At 69.6% G+C, this 21,703-nt stretch carries 17 protein-coding genes and 1 pseudogene; 13 read left to right on the top strand and 5 right to left on the bottom strand.

Annotated features, from left to right (window positions below):
• Positions 1–127 precede the first annotated feature (127 nt).
• Positions 128–352: pseudogene (locus MYF83_RS41045) on the bottom strand (ATP-binding cassette domain-containing protein); the annotation flags it as partial.
• Between the two features lie 87 nt (positions 353–439).
• Between MYF83_RS41045 and MYF83_RS41050 the strand changes: the two are divergent.
• On the top strand, positions 440–1,135 hold the full coding sequence (locus tag MYF83_RS41050) for a response regulator transcription factor (protein ID WP_248966229.1): 696 nt from the start codon (positions 440–442) through the stop codon (positions 1,133–1,135).
• Between the two features lie 10 nt (positions 1,136–1,145).
• Positions 1,146–2,330: a sensor histidine kinase gene (locus MYF83_RS41055; RefSeq protein ID WP_279340762.1), complete on the top strand. Its 1,185-nt coding sequence runs from the start codon at positions 1,146–1,148 to the stop codon at positions 2,328–2,330.
• A gap of 315 nt (positions 2,331–2,645) precedes the next feature.
• On the opposite strand, the gene MYF83_RS41060 is transcribed toward MYF83_RS41055, so the two are convergent.
• Both MYF83_RS41060 and MYF83_RS41065 read right to left on the bottom strand, forming a co-directional pair.
• Positions 2,646–3,713 carry an MFS transporter gene (locus tag MYF83_RS41060; RefSeq protein ID WP_248966230.1) on the bottom strand — a complete coding sequence of 356 codons (1,068 nt, stop codon included), beginning with the start codon at positions 3,711–3,713 and terminating at the stop codon, positions 2,646–2,648.
• Between the two features lie 73 nt (positions 3,714–3,786).
• On the bottom strand, positions 3,787–6,201 hold the full coding sequence (locus MYF83_RS41065) for a hypothetical protein (RefSeq protein ID WP_248966231.1): 2,415 nt from the start codon (positions 6,199–6,201) through the stop codon (positions 3,787–3,789).
• 313 nt (positions 6,202–6,514) lie between these two features.
• On the opposite strand from MYF83_RS41065, the gene MYF83_RS41070 reads away from it, so the two are divergent.
• Entirely contained in the window at positions 6,515–7,450 is a 936-nt protein-coding gene (locus MYF83_RS41070) for an NHL repeat-containing protein (RefSeq protein ID WP_248966232.1), read from the top strand.
• Between the two features lie 182 nt (positions 7,451–7,632).
• On the opposite strand, the gene MYF83_RS41075 is transcribed toward MYF83_RS41070, so the two are convergent.
• Together MYF83_RS41075 and MYF83_RS41080 are read right to left on the bottom strand one after the other, a co-directional pair.
• On the bottom strand, positions 7,633–8,223 hold the full coding sequence (locus tag MYF83_RS41075; RefSeq protein ID WP_248966233.1) for a Uma2 family endonuclease: 591 nt from the start codon (positions 8,221–8,223) through the stop codon (positions 7,633–7,635).
• A gap of 200 nt (positions 8,224–8,423) precedes the next feature.
• A complete protein-coding gene (locus tag MYF83_RS41080; RefSeq protein ID WP_248966234.1) occupies positions 8,424–10,097 on the bottom strand; it encodes a class I adenylate-forming enzyme family protein in 1,674 nt (557 codons plus the stop codon).
• 192 nt (positions 10,098–10,289) lie between these two features.
• On the opposite strand from MYF83_RS41080, the gene argC reads away from it, so the two are divergent.
• The 10 genes from argC to tyrS all read left to right on the top strand — a co-directional run bounded on the left by argC (position 10,290) and on the right by tyrS (position 20,972).
• The gene (argC, locus tag MYF83_RS41085) at positions 10,290–11,312 is read left to right on the top strand and encodes an N-acetyl-gamma-glutamyl-phosphate reductase (protein WP_248966235.1); all 1,023 of its coding nucleotides are present in this window, start codon (positions 10,290–10,292) and stop codon (positions 11,310–11,312) included.
• Positions 11,313–11,370: 58 nt separating this feature from the next.
• Positions 11,371–12,522, top strand: coding sequence for a bifunctional glutamate N-acetyltransferase/amino-acid acetyltransferase ArgJ (gene argJ / locus MYF83_RS41090; protein WP_248966236.1), 1,152 nt, complete (start codon positions 11,371–11,373; stop codon positions 12,520–12,522).
• On the top strand, positions 12,519–13,421 hold the full coding sequence (gene argB / locus MYF83_RS41095) for an acetylglutamate kinase (protein ID WP_248966237.1): 903 nt from the start codon (positions 12,519–12,521) through the stop codon (positions 13,419–13,421). The genes argJ and argB overlap by 4 nt, the downstream gene beginning before the upstream one ends.
• Positions 13,418–14,662, top strand: coding sequence for an acetylornithine transaminase (locus MYF83_RS41100; protein ID WP_279340763.1), 1,245 nt, complete (start codon positions 13,418–13,420; stop codon positions 14,660–14,662). Before argB ends, MYF83_RS41100 begins: the two co-directional genes overlap by 4 nt.
• 14 nt (positions 14,663–14,676) lie before the next feature.
• Positions 14,677–15,633, top strand: a complete 957-nt coding sequence (gene argF / locus MYF83_RS41105; protein ID WP_248966243.1) for an ornithine carbamoyltransferase — start codon at positions 14,677–14,679, stop codon at positions 15,631–15,633.
• Complete coding sequence (locus MYF83_RS41110; RefSeq protein ID WP_248966238.1) at positions 15,630–16,148, top strand: arginine repressor; 519 nt, start codon at positions 15,630–15,632, stop codon at positions 16,146–16,148. The genes argF and MYF83_RS41110 overlap by 4 nt, the downstream gene beginning before the upstream one ends.
• 82 nt (positions 16,149–16,230) lie before the next feature.
• Positions 16,231–17,430 carry an argininosuccinate synthase gene (locus tag MYF83_RS41115; RefSeq protein ID WP_248966239.1) on the top strand — a complete coding sequence of 400 codons (1,200 nt, stop codon included), beginning with the start codon at positions 16,231–16,233 and terminating at the stop codon, positions 17,428–17,430.
• An 80-nt stretch (positions 17,431–17,510) separates the two neighbouring features.
• Positions 17,511–18,935 carry an argininosuccinate lyase gene (gene argH, locus MYF83_RS41120; protein WP_248966244.1) on the top strand — a complete coding sequence of 475 codons (1,425 nt, stop codon included), beginning with the start codon at positions 17,511–17,513 and terminating at the stop codon, positions 18,933–18,935.
• Positions 18,917–19,573, top strand: coding sequence for a DNA-3-methyladenine glycosylase (locus MYF83_RS41125; RefSeq protein ID WP_248966240.1), 657 nt, complete (start codon positions 18,917–18,919; stop codon positions 19,571–19,573). Before argH ends, MYF83_RS41125 begins: the two co-directional genes overlap by 19 nt.
• A 130-nt stretch (positions 19,574–19,703) precedes the next feature.
• Positions 19,704–20,972: a tyrosine--tRNA ligase gene (gene tyrS, locus MYF83_RS41130; protein ID WP_248966241.1), complete on the top strand. Its 1,269-nt coding sequence runs from the start codon at positions 19,704–19,706 to the stop codon at positions 20,970–20,972.
• Positions 20,973–21,703: the final 731 nt, after the last annotated feature.

The following is a 21,703-nucleotide window of genomic DNA, read 5'->3' on the forward strand; positions in this document are numbered from 1 at the left end:
TCACCAGTTTCACGGCCTCTTCCTTGAACTCAGGCGAGAAGTTCCTACGATTCCGCGACAACCATCTTCCTTTCCAGACGACCCCAATCTTAGTGGGGGCACTGTCCGGAAGGCTCGGGGCGGCTCAGACGGTGCCGCCGCTGGCCTGGTCGAGTCCGGCCAGGCAGTGCATCAGCGTGGACTTGCCCGACCCACTCGGCCCCATGATCGCGGTGAACCTCCCTCGTGGGAGGTCGAGGTCGACGCCGCGCAGGGCATGCACCTGGGCATCGCCTTGGCCGTAGGTCTTGGTCAGGCCCCGCGCGCTTGCGGCCACGGTCTCCTGAGTGGCCTGCTGGGTGGTGGTCGTCATGCCGCCAGTCAAGGCAGCGTGGCGTTGTCAGCACGTATGCGGTTTTCGATATGCCGACGATATGCTCCGGCTCCTAGCATCGAGAGCATGCGTGTGTTGATCGTCGAGGACGAACCCTACCTGGCAGAAGCCATCCGCGATGGCCTACGCCTGGCAGCGATCGCCGCCGACATCGCCGGTGACGGTGACACCGCTCTGGAACTGCTGAGCATCAACGCCTACGACATCGCCATCCTCGACCGCGACATCCCCGGCCCCTCCGGCGACGAGATCGCCAAACGCATCGTCGCCTCCGGCAGCGGCATGCCTATCCTCATGCTCACCGCTGCCGACCGGCTCGACGACAAGGCCTCCGGATTCGAACTCGGCGCCGACGACTACCTCACAAAGCCCTTCGAACTCCGAGAACTCGTGCTCCGTCTCAGAGCACTCGACCGCAGGCGCGCCCACAACAGACCACCCGTGCGAGAGATCGCAGGGCTGCGTCTGGATCCGTTCCGCCGCGAGGTCTACCGCGACAGCCGCTATGTCGCGCTCACCCGGAAACAGTTCGCCGTGCTCGAAGTCCTCGTCGCTGCCGAGGGCGGTGTCGTCAGCGCCGAAGAACTCTTAGAGCAAGCGTGGGATGAGAACGCCGACCCCTTCACCAATGCCGTGCGCATCACTGTCTCGGCACTGCGCAAACGGCTCGGCGAACCCGGGATCATCGCCACCGTGGCCGGCGTCGGCTACCGCATCGACACAGCACCCGGCATCGGACGTGAGGGAGGGAACCGTGGATAGGGCGCCTGGTTTGAGCGTTCGTCTCAAACTTGCCCTCAGCTATGCCGGGTTCGTCACGCTTGCAGGTGCCTTGGTACTCGCGGCCGTGTGGGTGTTCCTTCGGCGTTATTTGTCCGACGGTGTGCTCTTCACCTTCAGTCGTTTTGTTCCCAACCGGCCCGACCCGCTGCACGCTTTCGCTCCGGTGGCAGCCGCAGTGTTCGCGTTCCTGCTGGTGTTCGGTGTCGCGGGAGGATGGATTCTCGCCAGCCGCATGCTCACCCCTCTGACTCGCATCACAGACGCCACACGCAGGGCCGCGAACGGATCACTCTCCCACCGAATCCGGCTACAGGGCCGCAGAGATGAGTTCCGCGAACTCGCCGACGCCTTCGACACCATGCTCGTACGGCTCGAAGCACACGTCGCCGAACAGCAGAGATTCGCAGCCAACGCATCCCACGAACTGCGCACCCCACTGGCGATCACGCAAACGCTTCTCGACGTGGCCCGCAACGATCTGAACCGCGACACCGGCGAACTTGTCGACCGCCTCCACGCCGTCAACACCCGAGCGATCGACCTCACTGAAGCATTGCTCCTGCTCAGCCGCGCCGACCAACGGTCCTACACCCGAGTACACGTCGACCTGTCCCTGATAGCGGAAGAAGCCACTGAAACGCTCCTCCCCCTCGCAGAAAAACGCGGCCTCACCATCGAGACCTCCGGCGACATCACCCCCGCCATCGGTTCACATGCGCTCCTGCTGCAGATGACTACGAACCTCGTGCACAACGCGATCGTCCACAACCTGCCTGAACAGGGCACTGTGTGGGTCACGACCACCGTTCACCCCGAGACTGTGGTGCTCACTGTCGAGAACACCGGCGAGAAGCTCGCCCCACAATTGGTTTCCACGCTTGTCGAGCCGTTTCAGCGCGGCACCGAACGCATACGCGCCGACCACGCAGGTGTCGGCCTCGGCCTGGCAATCGTCAAAAGCATCGCCCAAGCACACGACGGAACCCTCACCCTCACCCCCCGCCCCGCTGGCGGGCTCCGCGTCACGGTGCAACTCCCGCCGCACCACCGCACACCGGCAGATGACGATCAAGCAGCCCATCCCGGCTCACGCCACCTCGTGATCACAAAGAACCTGAGCAGTTACGATTGCTCGGTCTCCTGCACTCGTGATGGCGTTTGGCAGTCGTCTTAGCTCAGGGCATCAGAGGGCGGCTGCGTCCCTTGCTAGTTCGGCAATCGATGCGATCCAGCGCGTGGGCGGCGCGGGCCGCGACCGGCCGAAGAGCCGCAGCGCGGCCCGCTGGCCGCCCGAACGCGCGGCAGACCGCCGCAGGCGGGCTGCCTTGACCCTGTAGTGAAGGTTCTCGCGGAATTGGGGCGCATCGCGACGGCCAGTTCATGGAGTCCGAGGGCCTGGCGTGGCGGTTCCGGGCTGTTTCAGCAGTTCAGGTGAGTTGGCCGGGGGAATCCGTGGGCTATCGGAGTGCTCAGGAAGAGGCGCAGCGAATTACCCCATGAGCGGATACTCTGCTTCCAGATGATGCCGCGGAAGACGCCGCTGATCATGTCGGCGGCTCCGGCGAACGCGAGGAACAGGGCGAGGAGCCAGATGTTCGGCATCAGGGGCGATGGTCACGCCGGCGCCCCACAGGGTGGCCGAGATGATCACCGCGCGGCCGTGGCGGTGCACGTGGGCGGTCCATCCCGAGGTGGCCGAGGCGATCACCGAGCCGATGCCTCCGGCCGCGTACAGCACCCCGAGGGCGTGGGGGGCGTGGAGGTCATCGGCGAGGAACGGGAACAGCGCGTTGGAGAACGCGAACACCATGGCCGCGATGTCGACCAGGTAGGTGCCCATCAGATCGGGCCGCCGGACGGCGTACCTGACGCCTTCCACCAGCGAGCGCAGCGATGCCGGCGTGGCGTCCCCGGCGGGGGAGACCGGGCTCACCCGGACGAGCAGCAGCAGCGACAGCAGGAAGGTGACGATGTCGATGCCGTAGGAGGTGGCGGGCCCGAAGGTCACGACGATGAGGCCGCCGGCGGCCGGGCCGACGATCATCCCGGCGTTGCGGGCGAGGCCCTGGATGGCGAAGGCCGCGCCCATCTGGTCGAGCTTGAGCACCCGGTTGATGATCGCCTGCTCGCTCGGCCCGCGCAGGCTCGCCAGGCCCGCGGAGAGCCCGGCCGCGATGTACAGCACGGGGATCTGGACGTGCGGGGGGAACACCAGGGCGTTCAGCATGAGGAGCGCCGAGGTGAGGCAGAGCCCGACCTCGGACAGGATCACGATCTTGCGCCGGTCGAGGGCATCGGCGATCGCCCCGCCCCACAGGCCGCACACGACCATCGGCGCGAACTCCACCAGGCTGACCAGCCCCACGGCGACGTAGGAGCCGGTGAGCTGCTTCATCTGGTAGGGCACGGCCACCATGGTGATCACGCTGCCGAGCATGGTGACCAGGCTCGAGGCGAACAGCAGCCGGAAGTCGCGCGAGTCGCGCAGCGGACTCAGGTCTATGCGCAGACGCCGCAACAACGCCTTCGGCGACCGGGCGGCAGGGCTGGAGGACACAGGCGGCAAGTCTCGACGACCGGACGAACGGGCGGCAACCGAATTTCGACCCGACCCCGGCTTCCGAGACGGTTCACGGTTGTGTGTTGCGCGCGAGGCGGGCGAACGCGAGCACCACGACGGTCGACAGGAGCCAGCCGAGGAGGGTGGCCACATGCAGGACTACCGAGACAAGGGCGCCCAGCCCGCTGTGCTCGTTCGGGTACCACGTCGATCTCTGTTCCAGCGACACCAATGGGATCACCGTGTCGATGGAGTAGAAGACCGGGTTGAAGCAGCGGACCTGCCCGTCTCCGCACGGATCAAGGTGCGGCGGATCGTCGGCTCTCGTCGCGTAGTCCCCGGTCGGCCCGGCCTGCCGGGCGTCGGCGTGCGCGGGCTGCTCCAGGGCAGGGACGACAGGGTCCACGGTGACCAGGCGCCCGCTCGGTGAGTAGGTATTGCCGCGAGCATCGGTCGCGCGCATGGTGGACTGGACCGGTGCGGCCAGGAGCATGCCACCGACGAGTGTGAGAAGCGCGAGCAGCAGCCAGAGGGTCCGCCCGGGCCGGTATCCATAGCCGACGGTGAGCCCGTAGACGCCGTCCAGCCAGAAACGCATCCGGGCGCGCGCCCTGGTCCAGGCCGAGGTGCCCGGCCGGCTCATGGCGGCTGTACGCCGAGCATGGCGGTGCTGCCTGATCAGGATGTTCTCCGCCTCGCCGGCGTAGCCGTGCTGCCGGAAGACCCGAGCGGCCTGCTCGTAGGGGCCGGCGTCGAAGGACGCCTGACGGGCGAGCCAGTCGCACCGTGCCCGCCAGTTCCAGCCGGACCCGCGTCCGGTACCGGGGGCGACCTCGAACCGGTCGTACGTCAGGCCGGAGACGACGAAGCGGTCGGGCCAGTTACCAGGGTCGTCCGCCAGGAGCGTGGTGGACGCGCCGGTCAGGTCGACGCTGGGAGAGATGCGTCGCCACCCCAGGTACATGCCGCCACGAATGGTCGCGGAGACCACTTCCAGTGCGTGCCCGCCGCCCTCGCCCCCGGCTTCGGGCCGGTGGCTGAATACGCCGTCTCTGCAGTCGAGTCTCCCTTCGATGGTGCAGCGGCTCAGTTTCACCGAGCCATGTGATTCGAAGCCGGCGCAGAGCAGCACGGAGCCCTTCACAACGGCCTGATGGAGGGTGAGCGTGCGGCCGCCGGTGTTTTCGAGCCGTGCGCCGTGCGCGTCCAGGACGCCGCCCAAGATCGCCGAGCGGAACCCGAGCTGCCCGCCGGTCGCCCGGACCCCCCGAAGATCGACATCACCCGCGACGACGGCCGCTTGGGCCGCGATGAGCGACAGATCTTCTGGCCGGCACCATTCCGTGTCCCGCAGTAGCAGGTTGCCGCGGATGTTCGCCCCCGACAACCGCAGGGTTCCCTGGACCCGTGTGCCTTCGTCGAAGACGACGCTCGACCGCAGTTCCGCATTGCTCAGGTCGAGGGCGCGGCCTCCAGGTGCTTCGAGGCGGCAGTCCCTGGCGACGCGGACCCTGCCGATGTCTCCGACGGAGAAATCGATGCCGCCGCCGATGTGGCAGCCGCCCTCGAAGCTGACGTCCCCTCCGACGAAGAGCCCTGGAGCACTGATCGCGCTGCCTCCCTTGCGCGCCCTCGCGTATCCCCGCCCTTCGGCAACCGGTTCACCGGGCAGGATGGTCGCGTTGCGCAGGAGGAGCTGGCCGGCGATGCGGGCGTTCCCCATGTCGACGCGCCCGTTGATCGAAGCGCGCCGCCCCTCCTGGGAATCTATGAGGAACAGGCTTCCGCCGATCGTGGCGTCTCCGAGATCCAGGGCGAGTCCATCGCCGGAGCGATCGAGCCGGGCGCCGGTGAAATCCAGCGACCCTTCGATGCGGGCGCCGAGCAACCGCAGTTCGCCGTACGCCGTGAATTCGTGGAGGAGCCTGACCGTGCCGCCCACCCGCATGCGGTCGGCCTGGATGGCTCGCTCCCCGCCGGAGTCGATCCTGGTGTCCACGCACAGCAGACGGCCGCCGATCTCGGACTCGCACAGCCAGACGGCCGCGGCCCGCGAGGTGCTGGCGGGAGTCGCGTGCGCTCCATTGATCGTCGAGCGGGACAGGTCGAGGTCACGGCGTACGCGCAGCCCATTGCCGATCAGGCCGGGTAACGCGCAGCCGTCGAGCGTCAGCTGGGCGAGGTCGGCGCCGTCCACGACGAGGGGATCACTGAAGGCGCAGTCGAGGAAGCGAAGGGGGAAGGGCACCGCCATCCCGCTGAGATCGAGCCCGCCGTCGATCGTGGCATGCCGCAGGGTCACCCCGCGTGGATCCACCTTGTCGCGGTACCGGTGACACAGCCGTCGCAGAGCGTCCGCCTCGACGATGAGATCACGTCCGGTCGTCGGCCGGATGTCTCGATCGGAGGCGCAGATCCTCAGGAGCGCGCCTTCGTCGGCCACCGTCAGGGGGGAGCGTCGAGACGCTCCCAGTCGGCGACGCATGCGCCTCACCATCCGAACGCTCCTGTCCACTGAGAGATCCGCAAGACTCCCTTTTACGCGATGCCGGGCTCTAGAGGGAGGATTCTCTGAGATGCCGGGGGCTACAGGGGCGCGAGTTGCCCGCCGGGCGGGTCCGGTCAGCGCGTGCTCGTCGCGGCCGTCTCTTCTCGACGGCCGGCTTTACGAGGGCACTACGTCCGGGCGCCGAACGTTAAGTCCGTTGCCCAGTGGGCATTTCGGTAAATCGCCGCAGCCGTGACAGAGGGGATGTTCTCCAATGAAGGTGGCAGTCTTCGTAGCGGGGTTCTTAGCCATGCTCGTGGGAGCCTCGGCCGCCACGGCGGCGGAGGCCATGTCCGGGACCGGTGCGTCCACGGCCCCCGCCTCCGCCGCTGCCTCCGTGAGCGAGCCGGCCTATCCCACCGAGTTCTCCCTTCCGGACGGTTTCCAGCCGGAAGGGATCGCCATCGGCCCGGGTCCGGCCGCGTACTTCGGCTCGCGCGGGACCGGCGCGATCTACCGGGCCGACCTGCGCACCGGCCAGGGCGAGATCATCAATCCCGGACCGGGCACCCCGTCGCTCGGCCTCAAGGTGGACGCGCGCGGCCGGTTGTTCGTCGCCGGTGGCACCGGCGGCAACGCCCGCGTGATCGACACCCGGAGCGGCGAGGTACTCGCGAGCTACCAGCTGGCCACCGGCACCTCGTTCGTCAACGACGTCGTGCTGACCCGTGACGCGGCCTACTTCACCGACTCGGCCAACCCCGTGCTGTACAAGCTGCCGTTCGGGCGTGGGGGAGCACTGCCGGACGAGGCGGTGAAGGTGCCGCTGAGCGGGGACATCGTCTACACGACCGGCAACAACGCCAACGGCATCGCCCCGACCCCCGACCACAAGGCCCTGCTCGTCGTCCAGTCCAACACCGGCAAGCTCTTCCGCGTCAATCCCTCGACCGGCTCCGCCACCCTGGTGGACATCGGCACCGAGTCCCTGGTCAACGGTGACGGCCTGCTGCTGGAGGGCCGCATTCTCTACGTTGTGCAGAACCGCCTGAACACCGTGACATCCCTCTACCTGGACGGCGACGCCACGTCGGGGAAGGTGGTCCGCAAGCTCGTGGACGGCCGCTTCGACGTCCCCACCACCATCGCGGCCTTCCGCGACCGCCTCTACCTCCCCAACGCGCGCTTCACCACGACCCCCACCCCGACGACCTCGTACAACGTGGTGGCCATCAAGCGTCACTGACCATTATTTTCGTGATCGGCCGCTGCGACGACGCTTTCGTCCAGGGCGTCTCCGTCCCCGCGAACGCCCGGATGATCGTCGCCGCCGTGGCCGCCGTCACCAGCCGACCCGGTGAGCAAGGTGTCCCGCTCCTTCCCGGGGCGGAACGCCGTCTTCCTGTCGCGCCTGCTTCACGGCTCGGTTCAGAGGTCGTCGATCTTGGTGAGGTCGATGTCGATGTCGATGTCGATGTCGAACGGCACGGTGAGGTCAACCCGATGCTGGTAGGTGCCGGACATCACGTAACTGTGCGTGGCCGGGTCGAGCTCGTAGACGTTCACCGTGGGAAAGCTCTCGATGGTCTCGACCAGCCAGAAGTGCGGGATGCCCGCCTCGGCGTACAGCGTGGGCTTGCGTTTGCGGTCGCGTTCTTCGGATTCGGGGGACACGACCTCGATCGCGAGCACGACATCGCCGGCGTGATAGGCCGTGTTGTCGGGACCTCGTAGGGCTTCCGCATGAATGACCATGATGTCCGGCTCCGGACGCTGTCGTGGTCCCAGAACCACGCTCATCTCGCGACGCACCCGCAGATCGGCCGGCACCGTGCGCCGAAATCCGTTCTCCAGCAGATACAGCATCAGAGTGTGGAAGTCTTCCTGCGGGCCCAGGAGCGCCAAGCTTCCATCAACCAGCTCTGTGTGCGGAGGCAATCGCGGAAGGTGGTCGAGGTCTTCGGCGTGGAATCCCTCGGGAGGCGGGAGTAACCAGTCGGGTAGGTCCGAGTTCGTCATGATTCGCTCCGGACCTGGACCTTCACGCCTCTCACCGTAGCAAGCAAGTCCGCTCTTGCCCGGTTCTTCGCTCGCTGTCGGGGCGGTGCTGTGCGGTCGCCGCGCGGCCCGTACCTTCGTCCGGACACGGCAGGGGGCCGGGGGAGCCCGTACGGCTCGCGCCGGGATGTGCGGTGCGAGCCGTACGGGTGGCCGGGCCGTCAGAGGCCCAGGGTCTCCTTGCGGAGGTGGGTTTTGAGGATCTTGCCGCCTGGGTTGCGGGGCAGTTCGGTCTCGCGGAACCAGAAGCGCACCGGGATCTTGAACGGTGCCAGGACGCCGCGCAGGGACTCGCGCAGCTCTTCGGCGCTCGCCGACGCGCCGGGCTTGAGCCGGACGACGGCGCCTACCTGCTCGCCGAGTTCGTCGTCGGGGATGCCGATCACCGCGGCGTCGTCGATGGCGGGGTGCTCGAACAGCGCAGCCTCGACCTCGGCGCAGTAGACGTTCTCGCCGCCCCGGATGACCATGTCCTTGGCCCGGTCGACGATGTAGACGAAGCCCTCCTCGTCCACCCTGGCCAGGTCGCCGGTGTGCAGCCATCCGTCGACGAAGGTCTGGGAGGTCGCGTCCGGGCGGTTCCAGTACCCGGCGATCACGTTGGGGCCGCGCATGCACAGCTCGCCGACCTCGCCCGCCGGCAGTTCGTTGCCGAGCGGGTCGGAGATGCGCACGTCGCAGACGGCCAGCGGCAGGCCGATGCTGTCCGGCTTGGCCAGGTAGGTGGGGCCGCTGTTGTAGATGGCGAGCGCGGTGGTCTCGGTCATGCCGTACCCGTTGGACGCCTGCCGCTGGGGCAGCTGGTCGCCGATGCGCTCCAGCAGCTTGGGCGGGGCCGGGGCGCCGCCGTAGCTGATCCCGCCGAGACTCGAGATGTCGTACTTGCCGAAGTCGGGGTGGGAGAGCAGCTGCCAGGCGTTGGTGGGGACGCCGGTGAGGATGGTCACCTTCTCGCGCTCGATGAGCTGGAGCGCCTGACCGGGGTCCCACTTGTACATCAGCACCAGGCCGCCGCCGGTGAACATGGTCGCCGTCATCACCGCGAAGCAGCCGGTGACGTGGAACAGCGGCACCGTGAGCAGGGTGATCCGCCGGACGCCGGCGGCCGCCGCCGGGTCCTTGCCGGCCATGGCGATGCTGCGCAGCAGCGCGTACGCGACCGTCATCGGCGACTGGGCGGCGTTGCGGTGGGTGCCGAGCGCGCCCTTGGGGTGGCCGGTCGTCCCGGAGGTGTAGAAGATCGTCGCGGGGTCCTCGGGGTCGAGTTCCACCGGGGGGAGGGTCACGTCGGCCCGTACCTCTCCGAGGACCTCGGCGAGCGCGCGGGCGCCGGGCGGCAGCTCGCCGGTGGCACGGGTGACGATCTTGGGGGTGGCGTTCTCCCGCAGCCGCTCGGCCCGCTCGCCGTCGGCTATGAGGACCTTGGAGCCGGAGTCCGACAGCCCGTACTCCAGCTCCGGCGTGGTCCACCACGCGTTGAGCGGTACGGCTATCGCCCCGATGGCGGCGACCGCCGAGAACGCGATGACCCATTCGGGGTAGTTGCGCATCGCGATGGCGACCCGGTCGCCCTTGGTCACGCCGTAGTCCTCGACGAGCCGGTGGGCCAGCGTGGCCGCGCGGCGGAAGTGCTCCTCGTAACTGATCCGCTCTTCCTCGTAGACGAGGAAGACGGCCTCGCCGTGGAAGCGGCTGTTCTCCAGCAGGGCACGGAAGGTCGTCGGGGCGTGCTTCCAGGTGCGGAGCTTCGACCCGCGTATCTCGACCTCCTCCATCTCGAAGAGCTGGCCCGGTCCGGTGAGCTGTGCCTGGACCTGGTCATGGGTGACAGTCATACGCGGAGACTCCCGGGGGTGAGTGGCTACCGTTGCTGAGAGGTGACGATACCGACCGGCCGGTACGCAGAACAGGGGTGAAGCTCACACGCTGGGAGCGGTTCCGGTGACTTGCATGAAGATGCTGACCGATGCATACTCTCTCTGTGTAAAGGTCATGAGGTCGAGTGCATGTTCATGCGAGGTGGATCGATGAAAGCGGCGGTCGCGGGAGCCAGCGGGTACGCCGGGGGCGAGCTGCTGCGCCTGCTCCTCGCCCACCCCGCCATCGAGATCGGCACGCTGACGGCCGGCTCCAGCGCGGGCGGCACGCTCGGCGCCCACCAGCCGCACCTTCCCTCCCTCGCCGGGCGGGTCCTCGAGGACACCACGGCCGAGACCCTGAAGGGACACGACGTCGTCTTCCTGGCCCTCCCGCACGGACGGTCCGCCGTCATCGCCGAGCAGCTCGGCGACGACACGCTGGTCGTCGACTGCGGAGCCGACTTCCGGCTGGAGGACCCCGCCGAGTGGGACCGCTTCTACGGCGGCGCCCACGCCGGCACCTGGCCCTACGGCCTGCCCGAGCTTCCCGGCCAGCGCGACCTCTTGCGCGCCGCCCGCCGCGTCGCCGTGCCCGGTTGCTACCCCACCTCCGCCACCCTCGCCCTGTTCCCCGCCTTCGCGGCCGGACTGGCCGAGCCGGACGTCGTGGTCGTCGCGGCGAGCGGCACCTCCGGCGCCGGCCGGTCGCCCAAGCAGAACCTCCTCGGCAGCGAGGTCATGGGCTCGGTCAGCGCCTACGGCGTGGGCGGCGCCCACCGCCACACGCCCGAGATGGAGCAGAACCTCTCCAAGGTCGCGGGAAGGCCGGTCAAGGTGTCCTTCACCCCGATGCTGGCCCCGATGAGCCGCGGCATCCTCGCCACCTGCACCGCGCCGGCCGCGCCCGGCGTGACCGCGACGGCGCTGCGCGAGGCGTACGAGGCGGCGGTACGGGACGAGCCGTTCCTGCGCCTGCTGCCCGAGGGCACCTGGCCGGCGACGGCCATGACCCTCGGCGCGAACACCGCCGCGCTGCAGGTGACCCTCGACGAGCGGTCCGGGCGCGTCGTCGCCGTCGTCGCCATCGACAACCTGACCAAGGGCACCGCGGGCGGGGCGATCCAGAGCGCCAACCTCGCCCTCGGCCTGGCAGAAGAACTCGGCCTTCCCCTCAATGGAGTCGCCCCGTGAGCGAGCGCAGCGAGAAGACACCGACCACCGTCACCACACCGGCGCGAGAGGAGCGGGCATGAGCGTCACCGCACCCCTGGGCTTCCGCGCGGCGGGCGTCGCCGCGGGCCTGAAAACCCGCGGCGCCCGCGACGTGGCCCTTATCGTCAACGACGGCCCCTCGCGCGCCGCCGCCGGCGTCTTCACCCGCAACCGCGTGAAGGCCGCCCCCGTCCTGTGGACCGAGCAGGTGGTCACGGGCGGCCGGGTGAGGGCGGTCGTCCTCAACTCCGGCGGCGCCAACGCCTGCACGGGCCCGGCCGGCTTCCAGGACACCCACGCCACCGCCGAGAAGGTCGCCGGCGTCCTCGCCGACTCTGCCGGTGAGATCGCGGTCTGCTCCACCGGCCTGATCGGCGAGCGGCTGCCCATGGACGCGCTGCTGTCCGGCGTCGACGCCGCGGCCGCCCAGCTCTCCCGGGACGGCGGGCTGGCCGCCGCCGACGCCATCCGCACCACCGACACCGTCAGCAAGATCTCCTTCCGCAGGGGAGAGGGCTACATGGTGGGCGGCATGGCCAAGGGCGCGGGCATGCTCGCCCCCGCCATGGCCACCATGCTCAGCGTGATCACCACCGACGCCGACGTGCCGGCCGGCGAGCTCGACCGCGTGCTGCGCAGGGCCGTCGGCGTGACCTTCGACCGGCTCGACACCGACGGCTGCATGTCGACCAACGACACCGTGCTCCTGCTCGCGAGCGGGGCCTCGGGCCGCACTCCCGACCTCGAGGAGTTCGAGCAGAAGGTCACCGAGGTCTGCGCCGACCTGGCCAGGCAGCTGCTGGTCGACGCCGAGGGCGCGACCAAGGCCATCGCGATCGAGGTCGTGGGCGCCGCCGGAGAGGACGACGCCGTGACCGTCGGCAGGGCCGTGGCCAGGTCCAACCTGCTCAAATGCGCGATCCACGGCGAGGACCCCAACTGGGGGCGCGTCCTTTCCGCCGTCGGCACGACCGACGCGGTCTTCGAGCCCGACCGGCTCAACGTCGCGATCAACGGCATCTGGATCTGCCGTGGCGGCGCGGCCGGGGACGACCGCGCCAAGGTTGATCTCCGCCCGAGGGACGTGACGATCACGATCGACCTGTCGGCGGGCCCGCACTCGGCCACCGTCCACACCACCGACCTCACCGCCGAGTACGTCCACGAGAACTCGGCGTACTCCACATGAGCGGCGCCGACCAGGCCCTCGCCAAGGCCGCCGTCCTCATCGAGGCGCTGCCCTGGCTGGAGCGCTTCCGGGGCCAGACCGTCGTCGTCAAGTACGGCGGGCACGCCATGGCCGACGAGGAACTGCGCCGGGGCTTCGCCGACGACATGGTGTTCCTGCTCCACGCGGGCCTGAAGCCGGTCATCGTGCACGGCGGCGGGCCGCAGATCAACGCCCACCTCGAACGGCTCGGCATCGAGACCGGCTTCACCGCCGGGCTCAGGGTCACCACGCCCGAGGCCATGCAGGTGGTGCGCATGGTGCTGGTCGGCCAGGTCAACCGCGACGTCGTGGGACTGGTCAACCGGCACGGGCCGTTCGCGATCGGCATGTCCGGCGAGGACGCCCACCTGTTCACCGCCGAGCGCAAGCACGCCGAGGTGAACGGCGAGAAGGTCGACATCGGCCAGGTCGGGGAGATCGTCAAGGTCGAGGCGGGAGCCGTGCGGGCCCTGCTCGACGACGGGCGGATCCCGGTGGTGTCCTCCATCGCGCGCGGCGAGGACGGCGAGATCTACAACGTCAATGCCGACACCGCCGCCGCGGCGCTCGCGGTGGCGCTGGAGGCCGGCAAGCTCGTGGTGCTCACCGACGTCGAGGGCCTGTACGCCGACTGGCCGGCCTCCGGCGAGGGCGCCGGGTCGCAGGTGATCAGCCGGCTGACGGCGGGCGAGTTGGCCAAGCTGCTGCCCGGCCTGTCCAGCGGCATGGTGCCGAAGATGGAGGCGTGCCTGACCGCCGTCACCGGAGGCGTGCCGGCGGCCCACGTCCTCGACGGCCGGGTACCCCATTCGATACTGCTCGAAATCTTCACCGACGAGGGGATAGGGACCATGGTGCTGCCGGAGGACGGGTCATGAGCGAGGTCACCGGAGCGATCACCTCCGGCCACCTGGGAGGGGACCTCCTCGGCGCGAGCGCGGCCTCGCTCAAGGAGCGCTTCGAGGCCGCGTTCATGCCCAATTACGGGGTTCCGCCGGTGGTCCTCGTGCGCGGCGAGGGCTCCTACGTCTGGGACGCCGACGGCAGGCGCTACCTCGACCTGATCGCCGGCATCGCGGTGAGCTCCCTCGGACACCGGCATCCGGCCCTGGTGCGGGCCGTGTCCGAGCAGGTCGGCACGCTCGCCCACAGCTCCAACCTGTTCGTGAACGAGCCCGAGGTGCTGCTCGCCGAGCGCCTGCTCAGCCTGCTGAAGGTCCCCGGCCGCGTCTTCCTGGCCAACTCCGGCACCGAGGCCAACGAGTGCGCGCTCAAGATGGCGATCAAGTACGGCAGGACCACCGGCAGGAAGTACATCGTCGCCGCGGAGAACGGCTTCCACGGCCGCACGCTCGGGGCGCTCTCCCTGACCGGCAAGGCCTCCATCCGCGACCAGTTCGGGCCCTTCCCGCTCGACGTCCGCTTCGTCCCCTACGGTGACGCCGACGCGCTCAAGCAGGCCGTCTCCCAGGACTGCGCCGCGGTCTTCCTGGAACCCACGCAGGGCGAGGCGGGGGTCGTGCCGCCGCCCGCCGGCTACTTCACCGCCGCCCGCGAGATCTGCGACGTGACCGGCGCGCTGCTGGTGCTCGACGAGATCCAGTCGGCGATCGGCCGCACCGGGCACTGGTTCGCCCACCAGCACGACGGCATCGTCCCCGACGTGCTGACCCTGGCCAAGGGCCTCGGCGGCGGCATGCCGATCGGCGCCTGCGTCGGCCTTGGGGACTCGGGCACGATCTTCGCCAAGGGCGACCACGGTTCGACCTTCGGCGGCAACCCGGTGTCGGCGGCGGCGGCTCTCGCGGTGCTCGACACCATCGAGCGCGACGGGCTGCTCGACCACGTCAGCGAGGCGGGCAGGCGGCTCGCCGAGGGCATCGCCGCCATCCGCCACCCCCTGCTGGCGGGCGTGCGCGGACGGGGGCTGTGGCTGGCCGCCGTGCTCACCAGGGACGCCGCCGCCGACGTCCAGGCCGCGGCGCAGCGGGCCGGGTTCCTGGTCAACGCGGTGCAGCCGGGGGCCGTGCGCATCGCGCCGCCGCTCGTCACCACACTCGAGCAGATCGGCTCCTTCCTCGAGGCCTTCCCGGCGATCCTGTCGGAGGTGACGGCGTGAGCGGGCCGGTGAGCGTGGACGGCGCGGCGGGCACGCGGGGCGGCGGCTCCACGGGCGTCCGGCACTTCCTGCGCGACGACGACCTGAGCCCGGCGGAGCAGGCCGAGGTGCTCGACCTGGCCGAGGAGATGAAGAAGGACCGGTACGGCCACCGCCCCTTCGAAGGGCCGAAGACCGTGGCGGTGCTGTTCGACAAGCACTCCACCCGCACCCGCGTCTCGTTCGCGGTCGGCATCACCGAGCTGGGCGGCCAGCCGCTGATCATCGACGCCGCCAACTCCCAGATGGGCCGGGGCGAGCCGATCGAGGACACCGCCCGCGTCCTGGACCGCCTGGTCGCCGCCATCGTGTGGCGCACCTTCGGCCAGGAGCGCGTCGAGGCGATGGCCTCGGCGTCGTCGGTCCCGGTCGTCAACGCGCTGACCGACGAGTTCCACCCCTGCCAGATCCTCGCCGACCTGCTCACTGTGCGCGAGCGGCGGGGCCACCTGGCCGGGCAGACCCTCGCCTACCTGGGCGACGGCGCCAACAACATGGCCCACTCCTACCTGCTCGGCGGCGCGACCGCCGGCATGCACGTCCGCGTCGCCGCGCCCGCCACCCACCAGCCGCACGCGCAGATCTTCGCCCGCGCCGCCGAGATCGCCGCCGCCACCGGCGGCTCGGTCACGGTGCTGACCGACCCCGAGGCCGCCGCCGCGGGCGCCCACGTCCTGGCCACCGACACCTGGGTGTCGATGGGCCAGGAAGGCAAGGACGAGCGGGTCGCCGCCCTCATGCCCTACCAGCTGAACGCCGGACTGCTCGCCCTGGCCGCTCCGGACGCCATCGTGCTGCACTGCCTGCCCGCCTACCGCGGCCTGGAGATCACGGCCGAGGTGATGGACGGGCCGCGCAGCGTAGTCTGGGACCAGGCGGAGAACCGCCTGCACGCCCAGAAGGCGCTGCTCCAGTGGCTGGTGACGCGATGACGATCCCGCTGACCAAGGCCGGCAGGCTCGCAAAGATCGCCGAACTGGTGAACCGCCACAAGGTGAGGTCACAGCCGGAGCTCGCCAGGCTGCTCGCCGAGAGCGGGGTCGAGGTCACTCAGGCCACGCTGTCGCGCGATCTGGACGAGCTGGGCGCGCTCAAGCTGCGGGCCGACGACGGCTCGCTGGTGTACGCGCTGCCGGGTGAGGGCGGCGCGCGCATCCCGCTGACCCGCACGGGCGCGGGGACCGAGTCGCCGGCCGCGCGGTTACGGCGGGTGGCCGAGGAGCTCCTGGTCTCGGCCGAGGCCTCGGCGAACCTCGTGATCGTGCGGACGCCGCCGGGCGCCGCGCAGTTCCTCGCCTCGGCGCTCGACCACGCCGACTGGGAGTCGATCCTCGGCACGGTCGCCGGCGACGACACGATCCTGGTGATCAGCCGGGATCCGGCGGGGGGAGACGTTCTCGCGGACTCCCTGGTCAGGCTGACCGCGCGACGTAGTCAGCCCGCGTGAGGCGGGCTCTTCGCAACCGGTCCGGCCGCGCCGGGCATCCGAACAAGCCGTACATGGATTCCTTCTCGGAGAGAGCAGATCAATGACTGACAGGGTGGTACTCGCCTACTCCGGCGGCCTCGACACCTCCGTTGCCATCCCGTTCCTCGCCGACAAGACCGGCGCCGAGGTCATCGCGGTGGCCGTCGACGTCGGCCAGGGCGGTGAGGACATGGAGGTCATCCGGCAGCGCGCCATCGACTGCGGCGCCGTCGAGTCCGTCGTGGTGGACGCCCGCGAGGAGTTCGCCACCGACTTCTGCGTCCCCGCGCTGCAGGCGAACGCCCTGTACATGGACCGCTACCCGCTGGTCTCGGCGCTGTCCCGGCCGCTGATCGTCAAGCACCTCGCCACGGCCGCCAAGCGGTTCAACGGCACCCACGTGTCGCACGGCTGCACCGGCAAGGGCAACGACCAGGTCCGCTTCGAGGCCGGCCTCGCCGCGCTGAACCCCTCTCTCAAGGTCATCGCGCCCGCCCGCGACTACGCCTGGACCCGCGACAAGGCCATCGCCTTCGCCGAGGAGAAGGGCCTGCCGATCGACGTCACCAAGAAGTCGCCGTACTCCATCGACCAGAACATCTGGGGCCGGGCCGTCGAGACCGGGTTCCTGGAGGACATCTGGAACGGCCCCATCGAGGACGTCTACTCCTACACCTCCGACCCCTCCGTGTCGCGCGAGGCCGACGAGGTCATGATCACCTTCGAGGCGGGTGTGCCGGTGGCCCTGGACGGCCGCTCGCTCACCCCGTTCCAGATCATCGCCGAGCTCAACCAGCGCGCCGGCGCCCAGGGCGTCGGACGGCTCGACATGGTCGAGGACCGCCTCGTCGGCATCAAGTCGCGCGAGGTGTACGAGGCTCCCGGCGCGATCGCGCTGATCACCGCGCACATGGAGCTGGAGAGCGTCACCGTCGAGCGCGACCTCGCCCGGTTCAAGCGCTCGGTCGACCAGCGCTGGGGTGAGCTGGTCTACGACGGCCTGTGGTTCTCGCCGCTGAAGACCGCGCTGGACACCTTCATCGCCGACGCCCAGAAGTACGTCTCCGGCGACATCCGGATGACCCTGCACGGCGGGCGGGCCGTCGTGACCGGCCGGCGCTCCGAGGCATCCCTGTACGACTTCTCGCTGGCGACCTATGACACCGGCGACGCCTTCGACCAGTCCCTGGCCAAGGGCTTCGTCCAGCTCTGGAGCCTCCCTTCCAAGATCGCCGCCGCCCGGGACGGTCGTCTCGGCTGATGAGGCGGGTTTGCACTAGGGTCGCGGATTGAGCGTTGGAACTGGGGAAGAGGAGAACGGTGGCTGAGGGTGGCAAGCCCATGCGGCTCTGGGGTGGCAGGTTCGAAGGCGGTCCGGCGGACGCGCTGACACGGCTGTCGGTGAGCGTGCAGTTCGACTGGCGGCTCGCGCCGTACGACCTGCTGGCGTCGCGCGCGCACGCCCGGGTCCTGCAGCGCGCGGGGCTGCTCAGCGAGGCGGAGCTCGATCGCATGATCGGAGCGCTGGACGATCTCGAAGCGGCCTGCAAGTCCGGGAGCTTCCGGCCGACCGTGGCCGACGAGGACGTGCACACCGCGCTCGAGCGCGGGCTCCTGGAGCGTCTCGGCTCGCTCGGCGGCAAGCTGCGCGCCGGCCGCAGCCGCAACGACCAGGTCGCCACCGACCTGCGGCTCTACCTCCGCGACCACATCCGCCACATCGTGTCGCGGCTCGTCGAGCTGGAGACCGCGCTGATGAGCCAGGCCGAGGAGCACGCGGCCACCGCCGCCCCCGGCATGACCCACCTGCAGCACGCCCAGCCGGTGTCCTTCGGCCACCAGCTCCTGGCGCACGTCCACCCGATCGCCCGCGACGTCGACCGGCTGCGCGACTGGGACCGGCGCGCGGCGGTCTCCCCGCTCGGCGCCGGCGCCCTCGCGGGATCGTCCCTGCCGCTCGACCCGCAGGCGGTGGCCGAGGAGCTCGGCTTCGACTCGGCGGCGCCCAACTCCATGGACGCCGTCGCCGACCGTGACTTCGCCGCCGAGTTCCTGTTCTGCGCGGCGCTGATCGGCGTCCACCTGTCGCGGCTGGGCGAGGAGATCGTCCTGTGGGCCTCCCAGGAGTTCCACTGGATCGAGATGGACGACGCCTACTCCACGGGCTCGTCGATCATGCCGCAGAAGAAGAACCCCGACGTCGCCGAGCTGGCCCGCGGCAAGGCGGGCAGGCTCATCGGCGACCTGGTGTCGATGCTGACCACGCTCAAGGGCCTGCCGCTCACCTACAACCGCGACCTGCAGGAGGACAAGGAGCCGGTGTTCGACGCCGTCGACACCCTGCTGCTCGTCCTGCCCGCGGTCTCCGGCCTCGTCTCCACGATGCGGGTGAACACCCAGCGCCTGGCGTCCTCGGCGCCCGACGGCTTCGCCCTGGCCACCGACCTGGCGGAGCTGCTGGTGCGCAAGGGGGTGCCGTTCCGCGACGCCCACGAGGCGGTCGGCCACCTGGTCGTCTGGTGCCAGGTCAACGACACCACCTTCGAGGCGCTCACCGAGGAGGACCTGGCCAAGATCTCCCCGCACTTCGTGGCGGCCACCGGTGAAGGAGCCGCCGGGGAGGGCGCGCTCGACGTGCTGAACGTCCAGGGCGCGCTCGCGTCCCGCAAGGCGTACGGCGGCACCGCGCCCGACCGGGTCCGTGACCAGATCATCGCCCTCCGCGAAGTCGTCGACGGCCAGGCAGCGTGGGCGAGCGGGTCCTAGACCGGGAGTTCTTCGACCGGCCCTCACCCGAGGTGGCGCCCGACCTGCTCGGGCGCGTCCTCGTGCACGGGCCGGTCGCCGTACGCCTCACCGAGGTCGAGGCGTACGGCCCACCCGGAGAGGACCCGGCGTCGCACACCTACCGGGGACGGACCCCGCGCAACGCGGTCATGTTCGGGCCGCCCGGTCACCTGTACGTCTACTTCACATACGGCATGCACTTCTGCGCCAACTTCGTCTGCCTGCCCGAAGGCATGGGCTCAGGGGTGCTCCTGCGCGCGGGCGAGGTCGTGGAGGGGATGGCGGCCGCCCGCGCCCGCCGTCACCGGCCCGGGACGGACGCCCCGCTCACCGGCCCGCGCCGCACGATCCCGGAACGCGACCTCGCGCGCGGTCCCGCGCGGCTCGCCGTGGCGCTGGGCATCGGCCGCGAGCACAACGGCGCCGACTGCTGCGCCGACTCGGGCGCGACGGAGCTGCGGGTGCTGGAAGGCGACCCCGCGGACCCGGCGTCGATCCGCTCCGGCCCGCGCACCGGGGTCTCCACCGCGGCCGACACCCCGTGGCGCTTCTGGATCGACGGCGACCCCACCGTCTCGCCGTACCGCAAGCACGTCCCGAAGACCCGGCCGAGCTGACCGCGCCGTGGACGCGCCCGGCGGCACCGCTTTCGAGTGGCGGAGTGGTGCGATGATCGGGCAGGCTGTATGACAAGGCGAAAGCCATACATTCATCCCATCCGTCGAACGAACAATGAAGGCCAGGATCGTGACCGACATCCTCGATGACCTTGCGTGGCGCGGCCTGATCGCGCAGTCCACCGACATCGACGCCCTGCGGGCGGCGATGGCCGAGGGTCCGGTCACGGTCTATTGCGGCTTCGACCCCACCGCGCCGTCCCTGCACGTCGGCAACCTCGTCCCGCTCCTGACCCTCACCCGCATCCAGCGGGCCGGCCACCGGGCCATCGGGCTGGTCGGCGGCGCCACGGGCCTCATCGGCGACCCCAGCGGCAAGAGCGAGGAACGGTCGCTCAACTCCACCGAGGTGGTCGCCGAGTGGGTGCGGCGCATCCGCGTCCAGGTGGAGAAGTTCATCGACTTCTCCGACCCGTCCGCCGCCGTCCTCGTGAGCAACCTCGACTGGACGGCGGGGCTGTCGGCGATCGACTTCCTGCGCGACGTCGGCAAGCACTTCCCGGTGAACCGCATGCTCGCCCGCGAGTCGGTCTCGGCCCGCCTCGGGGGAGAGGGGCTGAGCTACACCGAGTTCAGCTACCAGATCCTGCAGGCCAACGACTACCTCGAGCTGCACCGCCGGCACGGCTGCACGCTGCAGATCGGCGGCAGCGACCAATGGGGGAACATCACGGCCGGCTGTGACCTGATCCGGCGGGTCGAGGGAGCGCACGTGCACGCGCTCACCGTGCCGCTCATCACCAAGGCCGACGGCACGAAATTCGGCAAGACGGCGGGCGGGGCGGTGTGGCTGGACCCCGAGCTGACCTCGCCGTACGCGTTCTACCAGTTCTGGCTCAACTCCGACGACCGCGACGTCGTGAAGTTCCTGAAGATCTTCAGCTTCAGGTCCAAGGACGAGATCGAGGCGCTGGAGAAGAGCGCGTCCGAGCGTCCGGCGGCGCGTGAGGCGCAGCGTGCGCTGGCGGAGGAGTTCACGACGCTGTTGCACGGAGCCGAGGAGTGCGCGGCGGTGATCGCCGCCTCGGGCGCCCTGTTCGGCCAGGGCTCGCTGCAGGAGCTGCCGGAGCGGACGCTGGCCGCGGCGCTCGCCGAGGTGCCCCGGGTCACGGTTCCCGCGCTCGGGGCCTCCTACGTCGACCTGATGGCCGACAGCGGGCTCGTCGAGAGCAAGTCGGCCGCCCGCCGTGCCGTCAAGGAGGGTGGGGCGTACCTCAACAACGTGAAGATCACCGACGAGTCCTACGTCCCGTCCGCCGACGATCTGCTGCACGGCCGCTTCCTGGTGCTCCGCCGTGGCAAGCGTTCTGTGGGCGGAGTCGAGGTCGCGGCCGGGTAGTACGGCCCCGCACGCACGATCCATCCGGCCCCGGCAGGCGTTCGCCGCCGGGGGCCGGCGTCGTCCTGGACGTAACAGTCTTGTAGCGGATGGGTGAGAATTTCTCCCATCTATGGGCTGGGCTGGGCGATCGGTCCGGGAGGCGATTTGACGGACCTCCCGGCGCCGCTTAATGTTTCCTTCGCCCCAGGGAACGGCGGGGCGCCCACGAGGCGCCTGGCTCCCGGGCATCCCAGAAGACACACTCTCGGATTCACCGTCTCAGACGGAGGATCCGGCTCTGACGTGTCACCTGCGCAAGATCGATTCGAGCCTTTTTGCTGGTTCGGGTTGCTTTCGGGTGGGTGACGGAGTAAGTTAGACGGGTTGCCCTGCGACGGGGTGGCTGAACTTTGGTGGGTCTTGGGTGGCTTACGTCAAATCGGCTGATTTGACAGGGATCGTCCGGATCTGGTAAAGTTAGGCAACGAGATGTACGCCCTGGATTGGGTCGGAGCCGCACGGCTTCCGGCCGGACCGGAGTACGCGTCCGTTTCTTGAGAACTCAACAGTGTGTTAAAAGCCAGTGCATGATTATGCATTAACCTCCGTCTTTCGTGCCTCTTTTTGTGGGTGCGGGGATGGTTCCTTTGGTTGGCATCGCACATGTGTGTGTGGTGTCCGCCGGGATTTCTTCAGACATTGTTTGGAGAGTTTGATCCTGGCTCAGGACGAACGCTGGCGGCGTGCTT

Source organism: Sphaerisporangium perillae, assembly GCF_023276435.1.
GTDB lineage: Bacteria > Actinomycetota > Actinomycetes > Streptosporangiales > Streptosporangiaceae > Sphaerisporangium > Sphaerisporangium perillae.

Excerpts from the sequence above, each read along its gene's own strand:
- MYF83_RS41080 (WP_248966234.1), bottom strand. The coding sequence starts at position 10,097 with ATGACTGTCACCCATGACCAGGTCCAGGCACAGCTCACCGGACCGGGC.
- MYF83_RS41115 (WP_248966239.1), top strand. The coding sequence starts at position 16,231 with ATGACTGACAGGGTGGTACTCGCCTACTCCGGCGGCCTCGACACCTCC.
- MYF83_RS41050 (WP_248966229.1), top strand. The coding sequence starts at position 440 with ATGCGTGTGTTGATCGTCGAGGACGAACCCTACCTGGCAGAAGCCATC.
- MYF83_RS41075 (WP_248966233.1), bottom strand. The coding sequence starts at position 8,223 with ATGACGAACTCGGACCTACCCGACTGGTTACTCCCGCCTCCCGAGGGA.
- argB (WP_248966237.1), top strand. The coding sequence starts at position 12,519 with ATGAGCGGCGCCGACCAGGCCCTCGCCAAGGCCGCCGTCCTCATCGAG.
- argJ (WP_248966236.1), top strand. The coding sequence starts at position 11,371 with ATGAGCGTCACCGCACCCCTGGGCTTCCGCGCGGCGGGCGTCGCCGCG.
- MYF83_RS41100 (WP_279340763.1), top strand. The coding sequence starts at position 13,418 with ATGAGCGAGGTCACCGGAGCGATCACCTCCGGCCACCTGGGAGGGGAC.
- argH (WP_248966244.1), top strand. The coding sequence starts at position 17,511 with ATGCGGCTCTGGGGTGGCAGGTTCGAAGGCGGTCCGGCGGACGCGCTG.
- MYF83_RS41110 (WP_248966238.1), top strand. The coding sequence starts at position 15,630 with ATGACGATCCCGCTGACCAAGGCCGGCAGGCTCGCAAAGATCGCCGAA.
- argC (WP_248966235.1), top strand. The coding sequence starts at position 10,290 with ATGAAAGCGGCGGTCGCGGGAGCCAGCGGGTACGCCGGGGGCGAGCTG.
- MYF83_RS41065 (WP_248966231.1), bottom strand. The coding sequence starts at position 6,201 with ATGCGTCGCCGACTGGGAGCGTCTCGACGCTCCCCCCTGACGGTGGCC.
- MYF83_RS41070 (WP_248966232.1), top strand. The coding sequence starts at position 6,515 with ATGCTCGTGGGAGCCTCGGCCGCCACGGCGGCGGAGGCCATGTCCGGG.